The organism is Streptomyces sp. adm13(2018) (genome assembly GCF_008042145.1).
Taxonomy (GTDB): Bacteria; Actinomycetota; Actinomycetes; order Streptomycetales; family Streptomycetaceae; genus Streptomyces.
In genome coordinates this window covers 1-18,859 of record NZ_RDBH01000014.1, presented here as the reverse complement: position 1 = coordinate 18,859, position 18,859 = coordinate 1, and the positions used below count along the sequence as shown (strand labels likewise).

The following is an 18,859-nucleotide window of genomic DNA, read 5'->3' as shown; positions in this document are numbered from 1 at the left end:
GGGGTCGGCGGCGGTCCGCCGGGGATCAGTGGCGGCGGCGGTGCAGGGCGACCGCGGCCGCCGTGCCGCCGGCCAGGGCGCCCAGGCCCGCGGCGGCCGGGATGCCGACCTTGGCGGCCTTGCGGCCGGTCCGGTAGTCGCGCAGCCGCCAGTCCCTGGCCTTCGCGTACTTGCGGAGCTTGGCGTCCGGGTTGATCGCGTACGGGTGGCCGACCAGCGTGAGCATCGGGATGTCGTTGTGCGAGTCGCTGTAGGCGGCGCAGCGCCTCAGGTCGAGGCCCTCGGCGGCGGCCAGCGCCCGGACCGCCTCGGCCTTCGCCGGGCCGTGCAGGGGCTCGCCGACCAGCCTGCCCGTGTAGACGCCGTCGACGGACTCGGCCACCGTGCCGAGCGCGCCCGTCAGTCCGAGCCTGCGGGCGATGATCGTCGCCGTCTCGACCGGCGCGGCCGTGACCAGCCAGACCTTCTGGCCCGCGTCGAGGTGCGCCTGGGCGAGGCCGCGGGTGCCGGGCCAGATGCGGTCGGCCATGTACTCGTCGTAGATCTCCTCGCCGATGCTCATCAGTTCGGAGACGCGGTGGCCCTTGACGATGGACAGGGCGCTCTCGCGTGCGTCCTGCATGTGCTCGGGGTCCTCGACGCCGGCGAGCCGGAACCAGGCCTGCTGCCAGGCGAAGCGGGTGAGCTCGCGGCGCTGGAAGAACTTCCGCTTGTACAGGCCTCGGCCGAAGTGGAAGATCGCGGCGCCCTGCATCACGGTGTTGTCGAGGTCGAAGAACGCGGCCGCCCGTACGTCGCCGACGACCGGGAACTCGGGCTCGGGCGGAGTCTCCTGCTCCGAGGGCCGGGCCGCCGCCTCCTCCCGCTCCCGTTCCAGCTGGAGCGAGGACTTGCGCGCTGCCTCGGCAGCGGCCTCGCCTGCGAGGACGCTGCGCGCGGTGGCGGAGCGCCTACGGGGGGTGAGCCATCCCAGAGCGGCCATGCCGTGAGCATAGCCAGTCTGTTCGGTACTTCCCGACTTGTGGCGATGCGGCGACGTGAACAGTGCGGGGCGCGGCAGTTCGTCGAGGACGGAACCGGCGACAGAATGGACGCCATGTTCGGACGGACGAAGAAGAAGACGGAGCCCGCGTCGCGGACCGTGACGCTGATCGGCAAGCCGGGCTGTCACCTCTGCGACGACGCCCGCGCGGTGGTCGAGGCCGTGTGCGCCGAGACGGGGGCGCGCTGGGAGGAGAAGGACATCACCCGGGACGAGGAGCTCCACCGGGCGTACTGGGAGCAGATTCCGGTCGTCCTGGTCGACGGCGAGCAGCACACCTTCTGGCGGGTGGACGCCGAGCGGCTCCGCCGCGAACTGCGGGGCTGACCGGAAGACGGCTACCATCGTGGACGTTTTGTTGGGCTTCGGGGGCGGCATCGTGAGGAGTGTGTGCGGTTTTGCCCCCTTCGGGTTCTCAACGCGTCGGCACGCCGTGCGGTTCCGTGACGATACGAACCAGCCGCGTGACCCCGGTCACTTTGGCCGGACAAAACGGACACCATCTTTGTGCACGCGTTCACAAAGACATAGCCTGCATTCGACGGGGCGGTCTTGGGACATATGGCCGCCTGCAGCCCCGCTCATCCCGCAGGAGCACCGTGGCAACTGGCCGAACTCACCGACCGGCGACCCGTAGCCGAGGAATTCCCGAGGCCACCGTCGCCCGGCTTCCGCTGTATCTGCGCGCACTCACCGCGCTCTCGGAGCGCTCCGTACCCACGGTCTCCTCCGAAGAGCTCGCCGCCGCGGCGGGAGTCAACTCCGCGAAGCTCCGCAAGGACTTCAGCTACCTGGGCTCCTACGGCACCCGCGGGGTCGGCTACGACGTCGAGTACCTCGTCTACCAGATCTCCCGTGAGCTCGGGCTCACCCAGGACTGGCCGGTCGTCATCGTCGGCATCGGCAACCTCGGTGCCGCGCTCGCCGGCTACGGCGGCTTCGCCTCCCGCGGCTTCCGCGTCGCGGCGCTGATCGACGCCGACCCCGCCATGACCGGCAAGCCCGTCGCGGGCATCCCCGTCCAGCACAGCGACGAACTCGAGAAGATCATCGAGGAGGACGGCGTCTCCATCGGCGTCATCGCGACCCCGGCCGGCGTCGCCCAGCAGGTCTGCGACCGGCTCGTGGCCGCCGGAGTCACCTCCATCCTCAACTTCGCCCCGACCGTGCTCTCCGTGCCCGACGGCGTGGACGTGCGCAAGGTCGACCTCTCCATCGAGTTGCAGATCCTCGCCTTCCACGAGCAGCGGAAGGCCGGCGAGGAGGCGAACGCCGAGGCCGACGCCGCCGACGAGGCGGAGACCGCCGCGGCCGTCGCGCCGCCGGCCCCCCGCGGCACCACGGGCGGCGGCCGCAAGGGACCCGACGGGGACGTCCCCGCGGTGATGCCGGCATGAGTCTCCTCGTCGTCGGCCTCAGCCACCGCAGCGCACCCGTCTCCATCCTGGAGCGGGCCGCCCTCGCGGCGGACACCCAGGCCAAGCTCCTCCAGGACACCCTCGCCGCCGAACCGGCCGCCGAGGGCACCGTCCTCGCCACCTGCAACCGCATCGAGCTCTACGCCGACGTGGACAAGTTCCACGCCGGTGTCGCCGAGCTGTCCACGCTGCTCGCGCAGCACAGCGGCGTCGGCCTGGACGAGCTCACCCCCTATCTCTACGTGCACTACGAGGACCGGGCCGTCCACCACCTCTTCTCGGTGGCCTGCGGGCTCGACTCGATGGTCGTCGGCGAGGGCCAGATCCTCGGCCAGATCAAGGACGCCCTCGCGCTCGGCCAGGAACTGCACACCGCGGGCCGCCTCCTCAACGACCTGTTCCAGCAGGCGCTGCGGGTCGGCAAGCGCGCCCACAGCGAGACCGGGATCGACCGGGCCGGGCAGTCGCTCGTCACCTTCGGACTCGAGCGACTCGTCGACGGCACGGACGGCAGCGACGTCGACACCTGGGCCAAGGGCAAGAAGGCCCTCGTCATCGGCGCCGGCTCGATGTCCTCGCTGGCCGCCGCCACGCTCGCGCGGTCCGGCGTCTCCGAGATCGTCATCGCCAACCGCACCCTGGCCCGCGCCGAGCGGCTCGCGCAGATCCTGAACGAGCCCGGGGGCACCCTCAGAGGCGGAACGGGAGTGGCCGCACACGCGGTCGAGATGGTTGCCGTCGGCGACGAACTGACACGTGCCGACGTCGTCGTCTCCTGCACCGGCGCCACCGGACTCGTCCTCACCGGGGACGACATCGAGACCGCCGTCCAGGGCCGCCGCACCCCGCTCGCCCTGCTCGACCTCGCGATGCCCCGCGACATCGACGCCGCCGCCCACCGCGTCCCCGGTGTCCGGCTCGTCGACATCGAGTCGCTCGCCGAGGCCTCCGCCGACGCCCCCATGGCCGCCGACGTCGACCAGGTCCGCGGCATCGTCTCCGACGAGGTCGCCGCCTTCGGCGCCGCCCAGCGGGCCGCCCACATCACCCCCACCGTCGTCGCCCTGCGCACCATGGCCGCCGACGTGGTGGCCGGCGAGGTCGCCCGGCTGGAGGGCCGGCTGCCCGGCCTCGACGACAAGCAGCGCGCCGAGATCACCCAGACCGTGCGCCGCGTGGTGGACAAGCTCCTGCACGCGCCGACCGTGCGGGTCAAGCAGCTGGCGAGCGAGCCCGGCGGCGCCGGGTACGCGGACGCGCTGCGGACACTCTTCGACCTCGACCCGGAGACGGTGGCTGCTGTCAGCCGGGCCGACCTGAATGACGCCGACGTCAAGAACCGAGGGCGAGTATGACCGAGAGGGCACTGAGGCTCGGGACCAGGCGCAGCAAGCTCGCCATGGCCCAGTCCGGGCACGTGGCCGACGCCGTCCGGCGGCTGACCGGCCGGCCCGTCGAGCTCGTGGAGATCACGACGTACGGGGACACCTCCCGGGAGCACCTCGCGCAGATCGGCGGCACCGGCGTCTTCGTCGCCGCCCTGCGTGACGCGCTGCTCGCGGACGAGGTGGACTTCGCCGTCCACTCCCTGAAGGACCTGCCGACCGCGCAGCACCCGGACCTGGCGCTGGCCGCGATCCCGCGCCGCGAGGACCCGCGCGACGTACTGATCGCCCGCGACGGACTGACGCTGGACCGGCTGCCCCGCGGCGCCCGGGTCGGCACCGGCTCGCCGCGGCGCATGGCCCAGCTCCACGCGTACGCGCGCAACCACGGCCTGGAGATCACCTGCGTCCCGATCCGGGGCAACATCGACACCCGGATCGGCTACGTGCGCAGCGGAGAACTGGACGCGGTGGTCCTCGCCGCGGCAGGCCTCAACCGCATCGGCGGGACGGCGGAGCTCACCGGCTCCCTGTCGCTCGACCACCTGTCGGTCGACTCCGTCCTGCCCGCCCCCGGCCAGGGGGCCCTGGCGATCGAGTGCCCGGCGTCTAACGCCGACCTCGTCACCGCGCTCGCCGAGCTCGACGACCCGCTCACCCGGGCCGCCGTGACCGCCGAGCGATCCCTGCTCGCCGCCCTGGAGGCCGGCTGCTCCGCACCCGTGGGTGCGCTGGCCGACCTGCTGGCCGACGACCCCGGTCACGGGCAGGTTGTCACCGAGATGCGCCTGCGGGGCGTCGTCGGCACCACCGACGGCTCGACGCTGGTGCAGCTGTCCACCACCGGACCCGTACCCACCTCGCACGACGAGGCCATGGCGCTCGGACGCGAACTCGCGGACGAGATGCTCGCCAAGGGTGCGGCCGGTCTTATGGGGGAGCGAGCACTTTGAACCCCGCCAGCCCGACCACCAGCCCGCTGTCCCCGGCCCTCGCGGGCCATGGGCACGTCACATTCCTCGGCGCAGGCCCCGGTGACCCCGGACTCCTGACCCTCAGGGCCGTCGAGGCCCTCGCCGGAGCGGATGTCCTGATCGCCGAGCCGGAGGTGCTCGAGGTCGTTCGCGGCCACGCGCGCGCGGGGGTGAGCACGCCGGAGCTGACGGTTGTTGACGAGGCGTCAACAACCGCCGGTGTCCCCGTGTTGAGGGATGCCGCCAATCTTGTCATGGAGGCCGCGAGGGGCGGCAGGCGGGTCGTCCGTGCGGTGACCGGCGACCCCGGCCTCGACGGCGACGCGGGGGCCGAGATGCTCCTGTGCGCCGCCGAGGGCATCCCCTTCGAGGTCGTCCCCGGCGTCGCCACGGCCGTCGGCGTACCCGCGTACGCCGGTGTCCCGCTCCGCGACGCCCAGGGCACCGACGTGCGCTTCGTCGACGCCCGCACCGCCGACGAGCGGTGCTGGACCGAGGTCGGCGCCTCCGACGGCACCGTCGTCGTGTCCACCTCGCTCGACTCGGTGGCTGCGGCCGCCGGTGAACTGGTGGCGGCTGGCCGTAAGCCGGACACCCCGCTCACCGTCACCATCGGGGGTACGACCACCCGGCAGCGGACCTGGAACGCCACCCTCGGCACCATCGCCCAGGTCTTCAAGCAGGGCAAGGTCCTCCCGTCGCCCGAGGGCCACCGGCCGGTCATAGCCGTGGTCGGCGAGCGCAGCGCCCCGGCGCAGCGGGACCAGCTGTCGTGGTTCGAGTCCAAGCCGCTCTTCGGCTGGCGGGTCCTCGTGCCGCGCACCAAGGAGCAGGCCGCGTCGCTCTCCGACCAGCTGCGCTCGTACGGCGCGGTGCCGCACGAGGTGCCGACCATCGCCGTCGAGCCGCCGCGCACGCCCCAGCAGATGGAGCGCGCGGTCAAGGGGCTCGTGACCGGGCGCTACGAGTGGATCGCCTTCACGTCGGTCAACGCGGTGAAGGCCGTACGGGAGAAGTTCGAGGAGTACGGGCTCGACGCCCGCGCCTTCGCCGGGATCAAGGTCGCGGCGGTCGGCGAGCAGACCGCCGCCGCACTCGTCGACTTCGGTGTGAAGCCGGACCTGGTGCCGAGCGGTGAGCAGTCCGCCGCCGGGCTCCTGGAGGACTGGCCGCCGTACGACCCGGTCTTCGACCCGATCGACCGCGTCTTCCTGCCGCGGGCCGACATCGCGACGGAGACGCTGGTCGCGGGCCTCATCGAGCTCGGGTGGGAGGTCGACGACGTCACCGCCTACCGGACCGTACGGGCCTCGCCGCCGCCGGCGGACACCCGCGAGGCGATCAAGGGCGGCGGGTTCGACGCGGTGCTCTTCACGTCCTCGTCGACCGTGCGGAACCTGGTCGGCATCGCCGGCAAGCCGCACAACGTCACCGTCATCGCCTGCATCGGGCCCGCCACGGCGAAGACCGCCGAGGAGCACGGGCTGCGGGTCGACGTGCTGTCGCCCGAGCCGTCCGTGCACAAGCTGGCGGAGGCGCTCGCGGACTTCGGCACGCGCCGGCGGGAGGCCGCCCTGGAGGCGGGCGATCCCGTGACGCGGCCGAGCGAGCGGCGACCGGGCGCGCGACGGCGACGCACGACGTAGCCGGTCCGCGCGGGTGGGCGGCTGACGTAGCCGGTCCGCGTGGGCGGGTGGCTGACGCAGTCGGTCCGTGTGGGCGGGCGGTTCTGGGGTGCGGGTCTCTTCGTGAGGCCCGCGCCCCTTCGCGTTCCGGGGCCCGGCGTGCGGCGAGGCACGGGGCCCGGCACGGGGGCCGGACCGGCGTCGGCGGCAACACGGTGTCGGCAAGAGCACGGTTCGGGCGGGCGTAGCCTCGGGATTATGAACTCGTACGGATCCTTTCCCGGGGCGCGGCCGCGGCGGCTGCGGACGACGCCCGCCATGCGGCGGATGGTGGCCGAGACGCGGCTGCATCCCGCCGATCTGATCCTTCCCGCGTTCGTGCGCGAGGGGATCACCGAGCCCGTGCCGATCCAGGCCATGCCCGGCGTCGTCCAGCACACCCGCGACACCCTGCGGAAGGCCGCCGTCGAGGCGGTGGAGGCCGGCGTCTCCGGGATCATGCTGTTCGGCGTGCCCGCGGACGAGAAGAAGGACGCGGCGGGCACGGCCGGCACCGACCCCGACGGCATCCTCCAGGTCGCCATCCGGGACGTGCGCGCCGAGGTCGGCGACGAGCTCATCGTCATGTCCGACCTGTGCCTGGACGAGTTCACCGACCACGGCCACTGCGGTGTCCTCGACGCCGACGGCCGCGTCGACAACGACGCCACCCTGGAGCGCTACGCCGAGATGGCCCAGGTCCAGGCCGACGCCGGCGTCCACGTCGTCGGACCCTCCGGGATGATGGACGGCCAGGTCGGCGTCGTCCGGGACGCCCTGGACACCATCGGCAAGGAGGACGTGTCGATCCTCGCGTACACCGTGAAGTACTCCTCCGCCTTCTACGGCCCCTTCCGCGAGGCCGTCGGATCCTCCCTCAAGGGCGACCGCAAGACCTACCAGCAGGACCCCGCCAACGTCCGCGAGTCGATGCGCGAGCTCGCGCTCGACCTGGAGGAGGGCGCCGACATGGTGATGGTCAAGCCCGCGGGCCCGTACCTCGACGTGCTCGCCAAGGTCGTCGAGTCCGTGGACGTGCCCGTCGCCGCCTACCAGATCAGCGGTGAGTACGCGATGGTCGAGGCTGCCGCCGAGAAGGGCTGGATCGACCGCGACCGGGCGATCATGGAGACCCTCACCGGCATCCGCCGGGCCGGCGCGCACATGATCCTCACCTACTGGGCCACCGAGGTCGCCCAGAACCTGTCCCGCTCGCGCGGCTAGCGGCTAGCGGCTAGCGGTCGGCGGAGGGCCCGGGACGCCCCGGCGGTCGGCGGCCGCCGAGGGGCCCCGGGACCGGCTAGTCCCACCAGAACGTCCAGACGGGGCTGTCCAGCAGCACCTCCCGGGCGTAGTCGCCCAGGTTCGTGTGGCTGCCCTGCTGGATGGTGTCCGGGCAGAACGCGAAGTGCTCCGCCGCCACCGCCTCGGCGTCCTCCCGCGACATGGGCGGGGCCGCCACCGAGAGCACCAGCTGGTCGAAGGTCAGCGCGACGACCCGGGCCCCGAAGCGGTCCTCCCAGGACCGCAGCACCGCGCACAGCCGGGCCACGTCGTTCTCGTGGTTCAGCGGACCCGTCCAGCCGATGACCGCCGGGACGTCCGCGCTGCGCCGGGCCGGAACCAGGGCCGGACGGGCGTCCTCCAGCCAGAACCCCGGCTCCGTCAGCAGCTCCGCCACGGCGGCCGCCGCGTCGTCGGGATCCGCCTCGTACGGCGCCGCCGGCGCGCAGCCCGGCCAGCCCGCGCTCCCCGGTATCTCGTCGGCCGCGTTGGCGTCCCAGAAGCCGGCGAGGACCTCGTCGGCGTCGTGGTCGGCCGGATCGCTCATCCGCTCCGGCATCAGCTCCCACCGGTCCAGACCCCACTCGCCGCCCAGCAGCACCGGCAGCAGCCCGGCCGTACGGGCCGCCGGGCGCAGCGCGCTCCAGCCGGCGGGCCCCGCCGCACCGTCTCCCGACCACAGGTACGGGGAGTCCGCGGGGCCGGTGAGCGAGCCGGGCGGCAGGTCGAGGCCGAGGGAACGGCCGGTCGGATCGGCTGCGAGCCGGGGCAGCTGGTTCGGGATCATCGCCATGCGGAGAACGTACGGGGCACCACTGACATCCGGTGACCGGGGAGCGAGTGGTGAGGCGGCACGCGGCGGCGCACCCTGGAGAGGTACCCGACAGGTACCTCGCTGGAGGTGGTCCTCATGATGCACACCCTGGTCGGATGGCATGTGGAGATGGAGTTCCAGGAGGAGGGCGACCGGACGCGCGCCGCGGCCATGGTGCGGCTCTCCGACGGCACCGAGTTCCGGGCCCACGGCACGGCGAACCGGCACCCCTCCGATCCGGACCAGCTCAGGGTGGGCGAGGAGATCGCCGGCGCACGCGCGCTGATGGACCTCGCCTCCCAGCTGCTCCAGAAGGCCCACACGGAGATCGACGAGGTCTCGGGCCGGACCTCGCACACGCTCCGCTGACGACGAGACCCCCGGCACGGTGATCCGTACCGGGGGCCTCGACCCGGAGGTCGGTCCGGGGACCGTCAGAGGCGCTCGGGCGTCCGGATGCCCAGCAGCGCCATGCCCTGGTGCAGGGTGCGGGCGGTCAGGTCGGAGAGGAAGAGGCGGTTCTCCGCGACGTCCTGCGCCGGCGCCGGCTTGATGACCGGGCACTCGGAGTAGAACGTCGTGAACAGCGACGCCAGCTGGTACAGGTACGCGGCCAGCTTGTGCGGCGCGTGCTCCGCGGCCGTCTCGGCGACGACCTCGCCGAACTGGTCCAGGTGCAGGCCGAGCGCACGCTCGGCCGGGGCCAGCTCCAGCTCCGGGTGGGCGAGCGGGGTGCGGTCCCCGGCCTTCCCGAAGATCGACCTGATCCGCGCGTACGCGTACTGCAGGTACACCGACGTGTCGCCGTTCAGCGAGACCATCTGGTCCAGGTCGAACTTGTAGTCGCGCGCGGCCGACGTCGACAGGTCGGCGTACTTCACGGCGCCGATGCCCACGTACTGGCCGTTCTCGACGATCTCCGACTCGGTCAGGAGCGTCTCGCCGGTCTTCTCCGCGTACTCGTCCGCCTTGTCCCGCACGACCGACGTCGCCCGGTCCACCGCCTCGTCCAGCAGGTCCACCAGCCGGACCGTCTCGCCCTCACGGGTCTTGAACGGCTTGCCGTCCTTGCCGAGGACCGTGCCGAAGGCCAGCTGGACCGCCTTCACGTCCTCGTTCAGCCAGCCCGCCCGGCGGGCCGTCTCGAAGACCATCTTGAAGTGCAGCGACTGACGGGCGTCCACCACGTACAGCAGGGTCGTCGCCTTGAGGTTCCCCACCCGGTCGCGGATCGCCGACAGGTCGGTCGCCGCGTAGCCGAAGCCGCCGTCGGACTTCTGGACGATCAGCGGCGTCGGGTTGCCGTCCGGGCCCTTCACGTCGTCGAAGAACACGCACAGCGCACCCTCGGAACGGACGGCGACGCCCGACTCCTCCAGGATCCGGCAGGTCTCCGCCAGCATCTCGTTGTAGCCGGACTCGCCGACCACGTCGGCGTCCCGGATGTCCATGTCGAGCTTGTCGAACACCGAGTTGAAGTAGATCTTCGACTCGTCGACGAACCGCTGCCAGAGCGCGAGCGTCTCCTCGTCACCGGCCTGCAGGTCCACCACGCGGGCCCGGGCCCGCGTCTTGAACGCCTCGTCGGTGTCGAACAGGGCCCGCGAGGCCTTGTACAGCCGGTTCAGGTTCGACATGGCCTCCTCGCCGGAGACCTCCGCGCCGCCCTCGGCCTTGTGGTCCAGCTCGTGCGGGTGCTCGATCAGGTACTGGATGAGCATGCCGAACTGGGTGCCCCAGTCGCCGATGTGGTGCCGGCGGACCACGGTCTCACCGGTGAACTCCAGGATCTCGACCATCGCGGCGCCGATCACGGCCGACCGCAGGTGCCCGACGTGCATCTCCTTCGCCACGTTCGGCTGGGCGTAGTCGATGACCGTCGTGCCCGCCGACTCGTTGAACGGAACACCGAGCCGGGCGTCGGCGGCGCGGGCCGCGAGGGTCCGCACGATCGCCGCGTCGCTCACCGTGATGTTCAGGAACCCGGGGCCCGAGACCTCGATCTCCCGCAGCACGTCGTTCTCCGGGATCGCGGCGACGACCCGGGCGGCCAGCTCACGCGGATTGCCCTTGAGCTGCTTGGCGAGCGCCAGGATGCCGTTGGCCTGGAAGTCGGCCCGGTCGCTTCGTCGCAGCAGCGGGTCGGCGGAGGCGGCGTCCGGCAGGGCCGCCGAGAGGCCGTCCGCGAGGCGCTGCTGCACGGTCGAAGCGAGGGAAGGGACCGAGGCCATGAGCTTCCGTTCCTGTTGAGTTCGGGGATTTCTGCGGGTCTTAATCGCTTGTCAAGTGTCCCATGGCGGCGCAACGTGATTTCCCCGCCTGTGGAGAACCGGGGGACGCGGGCGATCTCCGCCTGTGGACAACCTCGGAGAGGGTTCTTCCGTCTGGGAGAATGGCTGGCGTAGGGCCCCTCAGGCAGAACCCACCTGGAAGAAGGACGTACCGACCGTGGCTCAGAGCAGCACCGAGACCGACTGGGTCTCCCGTTTCGCGGACGAGGTCATCGCCGAGTCGGAGCGACGTGCGCCTGGCAAACCGGTCGTCGTCGCCTCCGGCCTCTCCCCCTCCGGCCCGATCCACCTGGGCAACCTCCGCGAGGTCATGACCCCGCACCTGGTCGCCGACGAGATCCGCCGCCGCGGGCACGAGGTCAGGCACCTGATCTCGTGGGACGACTACGACCGCTACCGCAAGGTGCCCAACGGCATCGAAGGCATCGACCAGACCTGGGCCGAGCACATCGGCAAGCCGCTCACCTCGGTCCCCGCCCCCGCCGGCTCGCCCCACCCCAACTGGGCCGAGCACTTCAAGGCCGCCATGGTCGAGTCCCTCGCCGAACTGGGCGTCGAGTACGACCCGATCAGCCAGACCGAGCAGTACACCGCCGGCGCCTACCGCGAGCAGATCCTGCACGCCATGAAGCACCGCGGCGACATCGACGCCATCCTCGACCAGTACCGGACGAAGAAGGCACCCAAGAAGCAGTCGCAGAAGCCCCTCGACGAGGCCGAGCTGGAGGCCGAGGAAGGCTCCGGCGCCGCCGCCGAGGACGACGGCTCCGGCGGCTCCTCGGGCTACTTCCCCTACAAGCCCTACTGCGGGCAGTGCGAGAAGGACCTCACCACGGTCACCTCGTACGACGACGACACCACCGAACTCGCCTACACCTGCACCGACTGCGGCTTCTCCGAGACCGTCAAGCTCAGCGAGTTCAACCGCGGCAAGCTGGTCTGGAAGGTCGACTGGCCCATGCGCTGGGCCTACGAGGGCGTCATCTTCGAGCCCTCCGGCGTCGACCACTCCTCGCCCGGCTCGTCCTTCGTCGTCGGCGGCCAGATCGTCCGCGAGATCTTCGACGGCGTCCAGCCCATCGGCCCCATGTACGCCTTCGTCGGCATCAGCGGCATGGCCAAGATGTCCTCCTCGCGCGGCGGCGTCCCCACCGCCGCCGACGCCCTCAAGATCATGGAGGCGCCGCTGCTCCGCTGGCTGTACGCGCGCCGCCGCCCCAACCAGTCCTTCAAGATCGCCTTCGACCAGGAGATCCAGCGGCTCTACGACGAGTGGGACAAGCTGGAGGCCAAGGTCGCCGACGGCACCGTGCTGCCCGCCGACGCCGCCGCCCACACCCGCGCCGCCCGCACCGCCGCCGGAGAACTCCCGCGCACCCTGAGCCACCCCCCGCCCCCTCCCGTACCGCACGCTCGCCTCGGTCATGGACGTCACCGCCGGCCACGACGAGCAGACCCTGCGGATCCTGACCGAACTCGACCCCGAGAACCCGGTCACCTCCCTCGACGAGGTCCGCCCGCGCCTCGACCGCGCCGAGAACTGGATCACCAACCAGGTCCCGGCCGACCAGCGCACCATCGTCCGCGACACCCCCGACACCGCACTCCTGGGCTCGCTCGACGACGACGGCCGCGAGTCCCTCCGGCTGCTCCTGGAGGGCCTCGACAGCCACTGGTCGCTCGACGGACTCACCACCCTCGTCTACGGCGTCCCGAAGGTCATGGCCGGCCTCGACCCCGACGCCAAGCCCACGCCCGAACTGAAGCTCGCCCAGCGCGCCTTCTTCGCCCTGCTCTACCAGCTCCTCGTCAGCCGCGAGACCGGCCCCCGCCTGCCCACCCTCCTCCTCGCCGTCGGCGCGGACCGGGTGCGGACCCTGCTCGGCGCCTGACCCGCCCCGGCCCGGGCAGCCTCCCGCGACCCGGGCCGAGCACGCGAAAAGGGCCGCCGCCCGGACACCGGGCGGCGGCCCTTCCCCGTACCCCCCGACGGATCAGGGAGTGCGGTACTCCTGCATGTCCCGCTGGATCTGCTGCTGCACCTCAGGGATCATCCGGTGGAGCAGCTCGGGGTTGCGGAGCTGCTCCAGGCCGTAGTGATCGGCCACCAGCCGCTCCAGCTCCCCGTTCTCCGGGAAGGCGTCGTTCTCCACCGCGTACGCCCAGGTCTGCTTGTAGACGACCTCGCGGAACTCCTCGACCTCCTGCGCATCCGGCTGCTCCGCCTGCTCCTCGACGTACTCGGGGTACTCGACGAACTCCTCCGGCCCCGGCGGCGGCACGTCCTCCGGGCCCAGCGGAACGGGCACCGGGATCGGCTCCAGACCGTCGACGATCTGCGGGTTGTACGAACCCTGGTAACCGTCCGGCCGCGCCTGACCGGCGAACCACGGGCTGCCCTCCGGCGCCTCGGGCGCCTCCGCCGCGTCGGGATGCGGCCGCGGACCCGGCGCCAGCTGCACGGGCTGCGGCGGCTGCTGGGCCGCCTGGAGCGGCTGGGGCTGCTGCGGAGGCTGCGGCAGCAGCGGCGAGGCGCCCTGCGGCTGCGCCGGCAGCACCGCCGGCTCGATGCCCGCCGCCGCGAGACCCGCCGGCGCCGTCTCCGCGAGCGGCACCCCGTACCGCGCGAGACGCAGCGGCATCAGCGCCTCCACCGGCGCCTTCCGCCGCCAGCTACGGCCGAAACGTGCCTGCAGACGCGCCTGGTAGATCAGCCGCTCCTGCTCCAGCTTGATCACCTGCTCGTAGGAGCGCAGCTCCCACAGCTTCATCCGGCGCCACAACCGGAACGTCGGCACCGGCGAGAGCAGCCAACGGGTGATCCGGACGCCCTCCATGTGCTTGTCCGCGGTGATGTCCGCGATCCGTCCCACCGCATGCCGGGCGGCCTCCACGGCCACCACGAACAGCACCGGGATCACCGCGTGCATCCCGACACCCAGCGGGTCCGGCCACGCGGCCGCGCCGTTGAACGCGATCGTCGCCGCGGTCAGCACCCACGCCGTCTGCCGCAGCAGCGGGAAGGGGATCCGCAGCCACGTCAGCAGCAGGTCCAGCGCGAGCAGCACGCAGATGCCCGCGTCGATGCCGATCGGGAAGAAGTAGGAGAAGGTGCCGAAGCCCTTCTGCACGGCGAGTTCGCGCACGGCGGCGTACGAACCCGCGAAACCGATCCCCGCGATGATCAGCGCACCGGCGATGACGAGGCCGATGAGTATTCGGTGTGTGCGTGTCAGCTGCATCGCGGCCACCCGCGATCCCCTCCCGTCAAACGACATCTCGCGCGCACAGACTGGCACATGTGCGCGAAGCCCGGCCCCCAGGGGAGGGACGGGCTCCGCATCGACGTGCCGCTCTGCGCCGGTTCGCCACGAGTTGTCGAGATTCACTCGCGTCCACTGCCGCCGTCTGCTCGCCGACGTCTGCCTGTTGGCGTCTGCCTGCCGGCGTCTTCAGGTCGGCGTCTGCTCGTCGGCTGCTACTTGTCGGCTGCTACTTGTTGGCGGCGGCGACCGCGGCCACCGCCTCCTTCGCCGCCTTCACCGCACCGCTCATCACCGTCTTGTCCGAGGGGGTCGGCGCGCCCGCGTAACCGGCGCCGTTGTACGAGAGCAGCACCAGGACATTGCCCGTGCGCGCCACGATCGAGCCGTAGACGAAGTCCTCGTTCGTCTTGCGCAACTCGTACGCCACGGACTTCGCCTCGTCACCGATCCCCGTCGCCGCGGCGGTGCGCACCTTCCTCGCCCCCGGCGTCTGCTCGATCTTGGCGAGCTCCTTCGCCAGGTTCTCCTGCGCCCGCTCCTGGCCGCTGCCGAGCGCGGCGTCCGACTCGTACCGGTAGAAGGAGATGTCCAGCCAGCGGTACTGCGAACCCTTCACGCCCTTGTCGTCCAGCCCGTTCCACGAGCAGCCGCTACGGCTGCCCAGGTCGCTGGAGACGGCCGGCGTGCCGTTCTTGGTCTTCGCCTTCGGCACGAGCGACGCCGTCGTCTTGGCGACGACCGCCTTGCACGCCGCGGGCAGCTTCGCGAACTTCGCCGGCTCGACCGTCTTCGTCGTCTGCGAGGGCGACGGCGTGGCGGAGGCCGACGCCGACCCCTTGTCCTTCGAACCCGCAGCGCCGGAGCCACCGTCGCCGGAGTCGGACGAGCAGCCGGCGACGACGAGCATCACCGGGACGGCGGCGCAGGCGAGTATGCGGGTGAGTCGCGGAGCTGTTCGCTGCATGGTTCCTTCAGTCGCTTGTCGTACGGTCCGGCCGGTACGCCGACACGTTACGTGGTGTCCGACCGCTCACGGAGCGGAGCCGAACGGCTACTCCTCCAGGCGTTCGGCGAGCAGCCGGGCCAGGTTCCGGGCCTTTTCCTGCAGCTCCATGCTGTCCGGGGCCTCGGCGGAACCGGTCGTCTGCTCCCGGTAGGAGACGGTCACGATGACGTTGGATGTGCGGAACACCACGCTCACGGCGCGCTGATGGCCGTTGGCGCCGACCGTCGTCAGGGCGTCGTCGAGGAAGGCGACGTTCCCGAGGCCTCCGAGGACGCGGGGTTCGAGGCCGGTGGGCGACGGATCGGACGGGGTGCCCGAGGGCGGCGCCGTGGCGCCGGGCGAGGGCTTGCCCGACGCGGTGTCATCGGCCGCGGTGGTGGCCTTGGCCGCGTCCGGGGCGTTCGGCGCGTCCGCGCCCCGGGCACCGTCCGCGGGCCGGCCGCTCGCCGACGGGGTCGCCGGAGGGGTCGCCGCGCCGGAGGGTGAGCCGGTCGCAGGCGGGGCGGTGGTCGGCGGCGCCGTCGGGGGCAGCGGGATGCCCGCCGCGAGCTGCTTACGGGCGTACACCTCCTGCGCCCGGTCGTCGTCGCTGACCGCCGAGTCGTACGAGACCACCCGCTCGATGTCGAGGACGAGCCGGTGCGAGATGTCCGGGGTGTCGGCCTTCCAGGTGCAGCCGACCCGGCGGTCGGTGTCGTAGGTCACCGCGGTGGTGCCGCGGTACGCCTTGTCCCGTTCGGCGTCGGCGAGGGCGGCCGCACCCGGGAGCAGGTCCTTGAGCGTGGCCTGGGGGACGGCGCCGCAGGGCTCGAAGAGCGTGCGGTAGCGGCCCGGGGGTGCCACGGGCACGGCGGGGCCGGCCTTGGCGTCCACCGTGACGTCGTCGGCGGGGGTGCTGCCCGAGCAGCCCGTGAGGCCGATTCCGAGGCCGAGGCCGAGTGCGAGGACGACGGCGGTGCGAGCCGTGGACCCGGTGCGGCCGGGGCTGTACCTCTTACGGTGCACGCTCCCAGGCTCCCTTCTCCCGAGGTCTTTCCCGAAAACTGTTTGCCGCGCGAACCCGGCCGATGGACACAATGTCTATCGCACACGCAGCTGTTGATGCCGGTCCGCTGTCACCTGTACGGGCTTTGGCGCCGGTTTTTGCGTTATCAGACTTTCCAGGGGGATCGAGGGGTTATGTCGTACGTAGAGGTACCTGGGGCGAACGTACCCATTCGGATGTGGGCCGACCCCGCCACGGTGGAGGGCGGTGCCATGCAGCAGCTGCAGAACGTGGCGACGCTGCCGTGGATCAAGGGCCTCGCCGTCATGCCCGACGTGCACTACGGCAAGGGCGCCACGGTCGGTTCCGTGATCGCCATGCAGGGCGCGGTCTGTCCGGCGGCGGTCGGTGTGGACATCGGCTGCGGCATGTCGGCGGTGAAGTCCTCGCTGACGGCGAACGATCTGCCGGGTGACCTGTCACGGCTCCGGTCGAAGATCGAGCAGGCGATCCCGGTCGGCCGAGGCCTGCACCGCTCGGAGGTGGACCCGGCACGGCTCTACCAGTTCCCGACCGCGGGGTGGGGCGACTTCTGGTCGCGGTTCGACGGGGTGGCGGATGCGGTCAAGTTCCGTCAGGAACGGGCGCGACAGCAGATGGGAACGCTCGGAAGTGGTAATCACATGATCGAAGTCTGCCTTGATGGGTCAGGTTCGGTCTGGCTGATGCTTCACTCGGGCTCCCGCAACATCGGCAAGGAACTCGCCGAACACCACATCGGCATCGCCCAGAAGCTCCCCCACAACCAGGGCTTGGTCGACCGGGACCTGGCGGTGTTCGTCTCCGACACGCCGCAGATGGCGGACTACCGCAACGATCTGTACTGGGCTCAGGAGTACGCGAAGTACAACCGCGCGATCATGATGGCGCTCCTGAAGGAAGTGATCCGCAAGGAGTTCCGGAAGGCGAAGGTGTCCTTCGAGACCGAGATCTCCTGCCACCACAACTACGTGGCGGAGGAGCGGTACGAGGGCATGGACCTGCTCGTCACGCGGAAGGGTGCGATCCGGGCCGGCCGTGGGGACTTCGGGATCATCCCGGGGTCGATGGGCACCAGCTCGTACATCGTGAAGGGGCTCGGCAACGAGAGGGCCTTCAACTCCGCCTCGCACGGCGCGGGGCGCAGGATGAGCCGGAGCGCGGCGAAGCGGCGCTTCACGGTGCGTGACCTCGAAGAGCAGACACGCGGCGTCGAGTGCCGGAAGGACTCCGGCGTCGTGGACGAGATCCCGGGCGCCTACAAGCCGATCGAGCAGGTCATGGCGCAGCAGCAGGACCTCGTCGAGGTGGTTGCCAAGCTGAAGCAGTTCATCTGCATCAAGGGCTGAGGCTCGGCAGTGGAGCGATAGAAGGGCCCCGGCACGACGTGCCGGGGCCCTTCAGACATGGGCAGGGCACCCTCTAGGGGGTCGCGGACGTCCCGATGCCGTTGACCAAGCGCCAACGACGCACCTGGCAGCTGCTCTGGGAGCGGCCCAGCTCTGCGGCGGCGTGAGCCAGGGTGGTGCCGCGAGGAGGATGCGCGCGGACGATCTGGAGGTCCCGCACGTCGATCTCGGCGGTCAGCCTGCCCTGCTGGCGGGTCCCGGCGAGACAGGTAGGACGCCCCTCGGCAGGGATTGCACTCCCGGCCGAGGGTCTCACCAGAAGGAAGAAGCAACTTCCCCGTATGGAGTTGTCCTCGACGCCAGGGCGCGCGTGCGGCTGTCGTTCGGGGGATCCAGGTGGTTCACCCGAACGTGGCGCCGCGGTGTCAGAGTTCGCGGTGGATCTTGGTGTTGGAGGCCTGGGCGCGGGGGCGGACCACCAGGAGGTCGATGTTGACGTGCGGGGGACGGGTGCAGGCCCAGGTGATGGTGTCGGCCACGTCGTCCGCGGTGAGGGGTTCGGCCACGCCGGCGTAGACCTTGGCGGCCTTCTCGGTGTCGCCGCGGAAGCGGGTGGTGGCGAACTCGTCGGTCCTGACCATGCCGGGGGCGACCTCGATGACGCGGACCGGGGTGCCGACGATCTCCAGGCGGAGGGTCTCGGCGAGCACGCGGGCGCCGTTCTTCGCGGCGACGTAGCCCGCGCCGCCCTCGTAGGTGGAGTGGCCGGCGGTGGAGGAGAGGACGACGACGGTGCCGTCGCCGCTCGCGGTGAGGGCCGGGAGCAGGGCCTGGGTCACGTTCAGCGTGCCGATGACGTTGACCTCGTACATCTGGCGCCAGTCGGCCGGGTCGCCGGTGGCGACGGGGTCGGCGCCGAGGGCGCCGCCGGCGTTGTTGACGAGGACGGCGAGGCTCTGGAAGGCCGTGGCGAACTCGTCGACGGCGGCGCGGTCGGTGACGTCGAGGGCGTAGGCGGTGGCCTGGTGGCCGGCTTCGTTGATCTCGGCGGCCAGGTCCTCGATGCGGTCCTTGCGGCGGGCGGTGAGGACCACGCGGTAGCCGGCGGCGGCGAGCTGCCTGGCCGTGGCGGCGCCGATTCCGCTGCTCGCTCCGGTGATGACGGCGATGGGGTGACCGGGGGCAGTCATGACGTCGTGCTCCTCGCGCAGGTGGTCGATTATGTCGATCGCCCGGCCAGGATAGGCGGCCCTGATCCCGGAGGGCGTGGGAGGCGGATGGGGTGAGTGGGATGGGCCTGATCCCGGAGGGCGTGGGAGGCGGATGGGGTGAGTGGGATGGG

At 71.5% G+C, this 18,859-nt stretch carries 15 protein-coding genes and 1 pseudogene; 9 read left to right on the top strand and 7 right to left on the bottom strand.

Features of this window, described 5'->3' with window-relative positions:
• Nucleotides 1–25: 25 nt before the first annotated feature.
• Nucleotides 26–982, bottom strand: a complete 957-nt coding sequence (locus tag EAO70_RS01380) for an HAD family hydrolase (protein ID WP_148001210.1) — start codon at nucleotides 980–982, stop codon at nucleotides 26–28.
• A 105-nt stretch (nucleotides 983–1,087) separates the two neighbouring features.
• Here EAO70_RS01380 and EAO70_RS01375 point away from each other — a divergent pair, with 105 nt between their 5' ends.
• The 6 genes from EAO70_RS01375 to hemB all read left to right on the top strand — a co-directional run bounded on the left by EAO70_RS01375 (nucleotide 1,088) and on the right by hemB (nucleotide 7,707).
• On the top strand, nucleotides 1,088–1,369 hold the full coding sequence (locus EAO70_RS01375; RefSeq protein WP_187283679.1) for a glutaredoxin family protein: 282 nt from the start codon (nucleotides 1,088–1,090) through the stop codon (nucleotides 1,367–1,369).
• 272 nt (nucleotides 1,370–1,641) lie between these two features.
• Nucleotides 1,642–2,439: a redox-sensing transcriptional repressor Rex gene (locus EAO70_RS01370; RefSeq protein ID WP_148001208.1), complete on the top strand. Its 798-nt coding sequence runs from the start codon at nucleotides 1,642–1,644 to the stop codon at nucleotides 2,437–2,439.
• A complete protein-coding gene (locus EAO70_RS01365; protein ID WP_148001207.1) occupies nucleotides 2,436–3,815 on the top strand; it encodes a glutamyl-tRNA reductase in 1,380 nt (459 codons plus the stop codon). The genes EAO70_RS01370 and EAO70_RS01365 overlap by 4 nt, the downstream gene beginning before the upstream one ends.
• Nucleotides 3,812–4,798 carry a hydroxymethylbilane synthase gene (gene hemC / locus EAO70_RS01360; protein WP_148001206.1) on the top strand — a complete coding sequence of 329 codons (987 nt, stop codon included), beginning with the start codon at nucleotides 3,812–3,814 and terminating at the stop codon, nucleotides 4,796–4,798. Before EAO70_RS01365 ends, hemC begins: the two co-directional genes overlap by 4 nt.
• Nucleotides 4,795–6,465 (top strand): uroporphyrinogen-III synthase, encoded by a 1,671-nt coding sequence (locus tag EAO70_RS01355; protein WP_148001205.1) that lies wholly within the window; start codon nucleotides 4,795–4,797, stop codon nucleotides 6,463–6,465. The genes hemC and EAO70_RS01355 overlap by 4 nt, the downstream gene beginning before the upstream one ends.
• Nucleotides 6,466–6,702: 237 nt before the next feature.
• Nucleotides 6,703–7,707 (top strand): porphobilinogen synthase, encoded by a 1,005-nt coding sequence (gene hemB, locus EAO70_RS01350; protein ID WP_148001204.1) that lies wholly within the window; start codon nucleotides 6,703–6,705, stop codon nucleotides 7,705–7,707.
• Nucleotides 7,708–7,783: 76 nt separating this feature from the next.
• Here the strand turns inward: hemB and EAO70_RS01345 are convergent, their stop codons facing one another.
• On the bottom strand, nucleotides 7,784–8,560 hold the full coding sequence (locus EAO70_RS01345) for a DUF4253 domain-containing protein (RefSeq protein ID WP_148001203.1): 777 nt from the start codon (nucleotides 8,558–8,560) through the stop codon (nucleotides 7,784–7,786).
• A gap of 120 nt (nucleotides 8,561–8,680) precedes the next feature.
• Between EAO70_RS01345 and EAO70_RS01340 the strand changes: the two genes are divergently transcribed.
• Nucleotides 8,681–8,950, top strand: a complete 270-nt coding sequence (locus EAO70_RS01340; RefSeq protein ID WP_073916640.1) for a DUF1876 domain-containing protein — start codon at nucleotides 8,681–8,683, stop codon at nucleotides 8,948–8,950.
• A gap of 65 nt (nucleotides 8,951–9,015) precedes the next feature.
• On the opposite strand, the gene argS is transcribed toward EAO70_RS01340, so the two are convergent.
• The gene (gene argS / locus EAO70_RS01335; RefSeq protein ID WP_148001202.1) at nucleotides 9,016–10,812 is read right to left on the bottom strand and encodes an arginine--tRNA ligase; all 1,797 of its coding nucleotides are present in this window, start codon (nucleotides 10,810–10,812) and stop codon (nucleotides 9,016–9,018) included.
• A gap of 217 nt (nucleotides 10,813–11,029) precedes the next feature.
• Between argS and lysS the strand changes: the two are divergent.
• Nucleotides 11,030–12,764, top strand: a pseudogene (gene lysS / locus EAO70_RS01330) (lysine--tRNA ligase).
• A gap of 102 nt (nucleotides 12,765–12,866) precedes the next feature.
• Here lysS and EAO70_RS01325 read toward each other — a convergent pair.
• The 3 genes from EAO70_RS01325 to EAO70_RS01315 all read right to left on the bottom strand — a co-directional run bounded on the left by EAO70_RS01325 (nucleotide 12,867) and on the right by EAO70_RS01315 (nucleotide 16,149).
• Nucleotides 12,867–14,123, bottom strand: a complete 1,257-nt coding sequence (locus tag EAO70_RS01325) for a DUF2637 domain-containing protein (RefSeq protein WP_148001201.1) — start codon at nucleotides 14,121–14,123, stop codon at nucleotides 12,867–12,869.
• Between the two features lie 241 nt (nucleotides 14,124–14,364).
• Nucleotides 14,365–15,102: a DUF3558 domain-containing protein gene (locus EAO70_RS01320; RefSeq protein WP_148001200.1), complete on the bottom strand. Its 738-nt coding sequence runs from the start codon at nucleotides 15,100–15,102 to the stop codon at nucleotides 14,365–14,367.
• Nucleotides 15,103–15,189: 87 nt separating this feature from the next.
• Nucleotides 15,190–16,149, bottom strand: coding sequence for a DUF3558 domain-containing protein (locus EAO70_RS01315; RefSeq protein ID WP_187283673.1), 960 nt, complete (start codon nucleotides 16,147–16,149; stop codon nucleotides 15,190–15,192).
• Nucleotides 16,150–16,323: 174 nt separating this feature from the next.
• On the opposite strand from EAO70_RS01315, the gene EAO70_RS01310 reads away from it, so the two are divergent.
• Nucleotides 16,324–17,517 carry an RtcB family protein gene (locus tag EAO70_RS01310; RefSeq protein WP_148001199.1) on the top strand — a complete coding sequence of 398 codons (1,194 nt, stop codon included), beginning with the start codon at nucleotides 16,324–16,326 and terminating at the stop codon, nucleotides 17,515–17,517.
• A gap of 425 nt (nucleotides 17,518–17,942) precedes the next feature.
• Here the strand turns inward: EAO70_RS01310 and EAO70_RS01305 are convergent, their stop codons facing one another.
• Complete coding sequence (locus tag EAO70_RS01305) at nucleotides 17,943–18,707, bottom strand: SDR family NAD(P)-dependent oxidoreductase (protein ID WP_148001198.1); 765 nt, start codon at nucleotides 18,705–18,707, stop codon at nucleotides 17,943–17,945.
• Nucleotides 18,708–18,859: the final 152 nt, after the last annotated feature.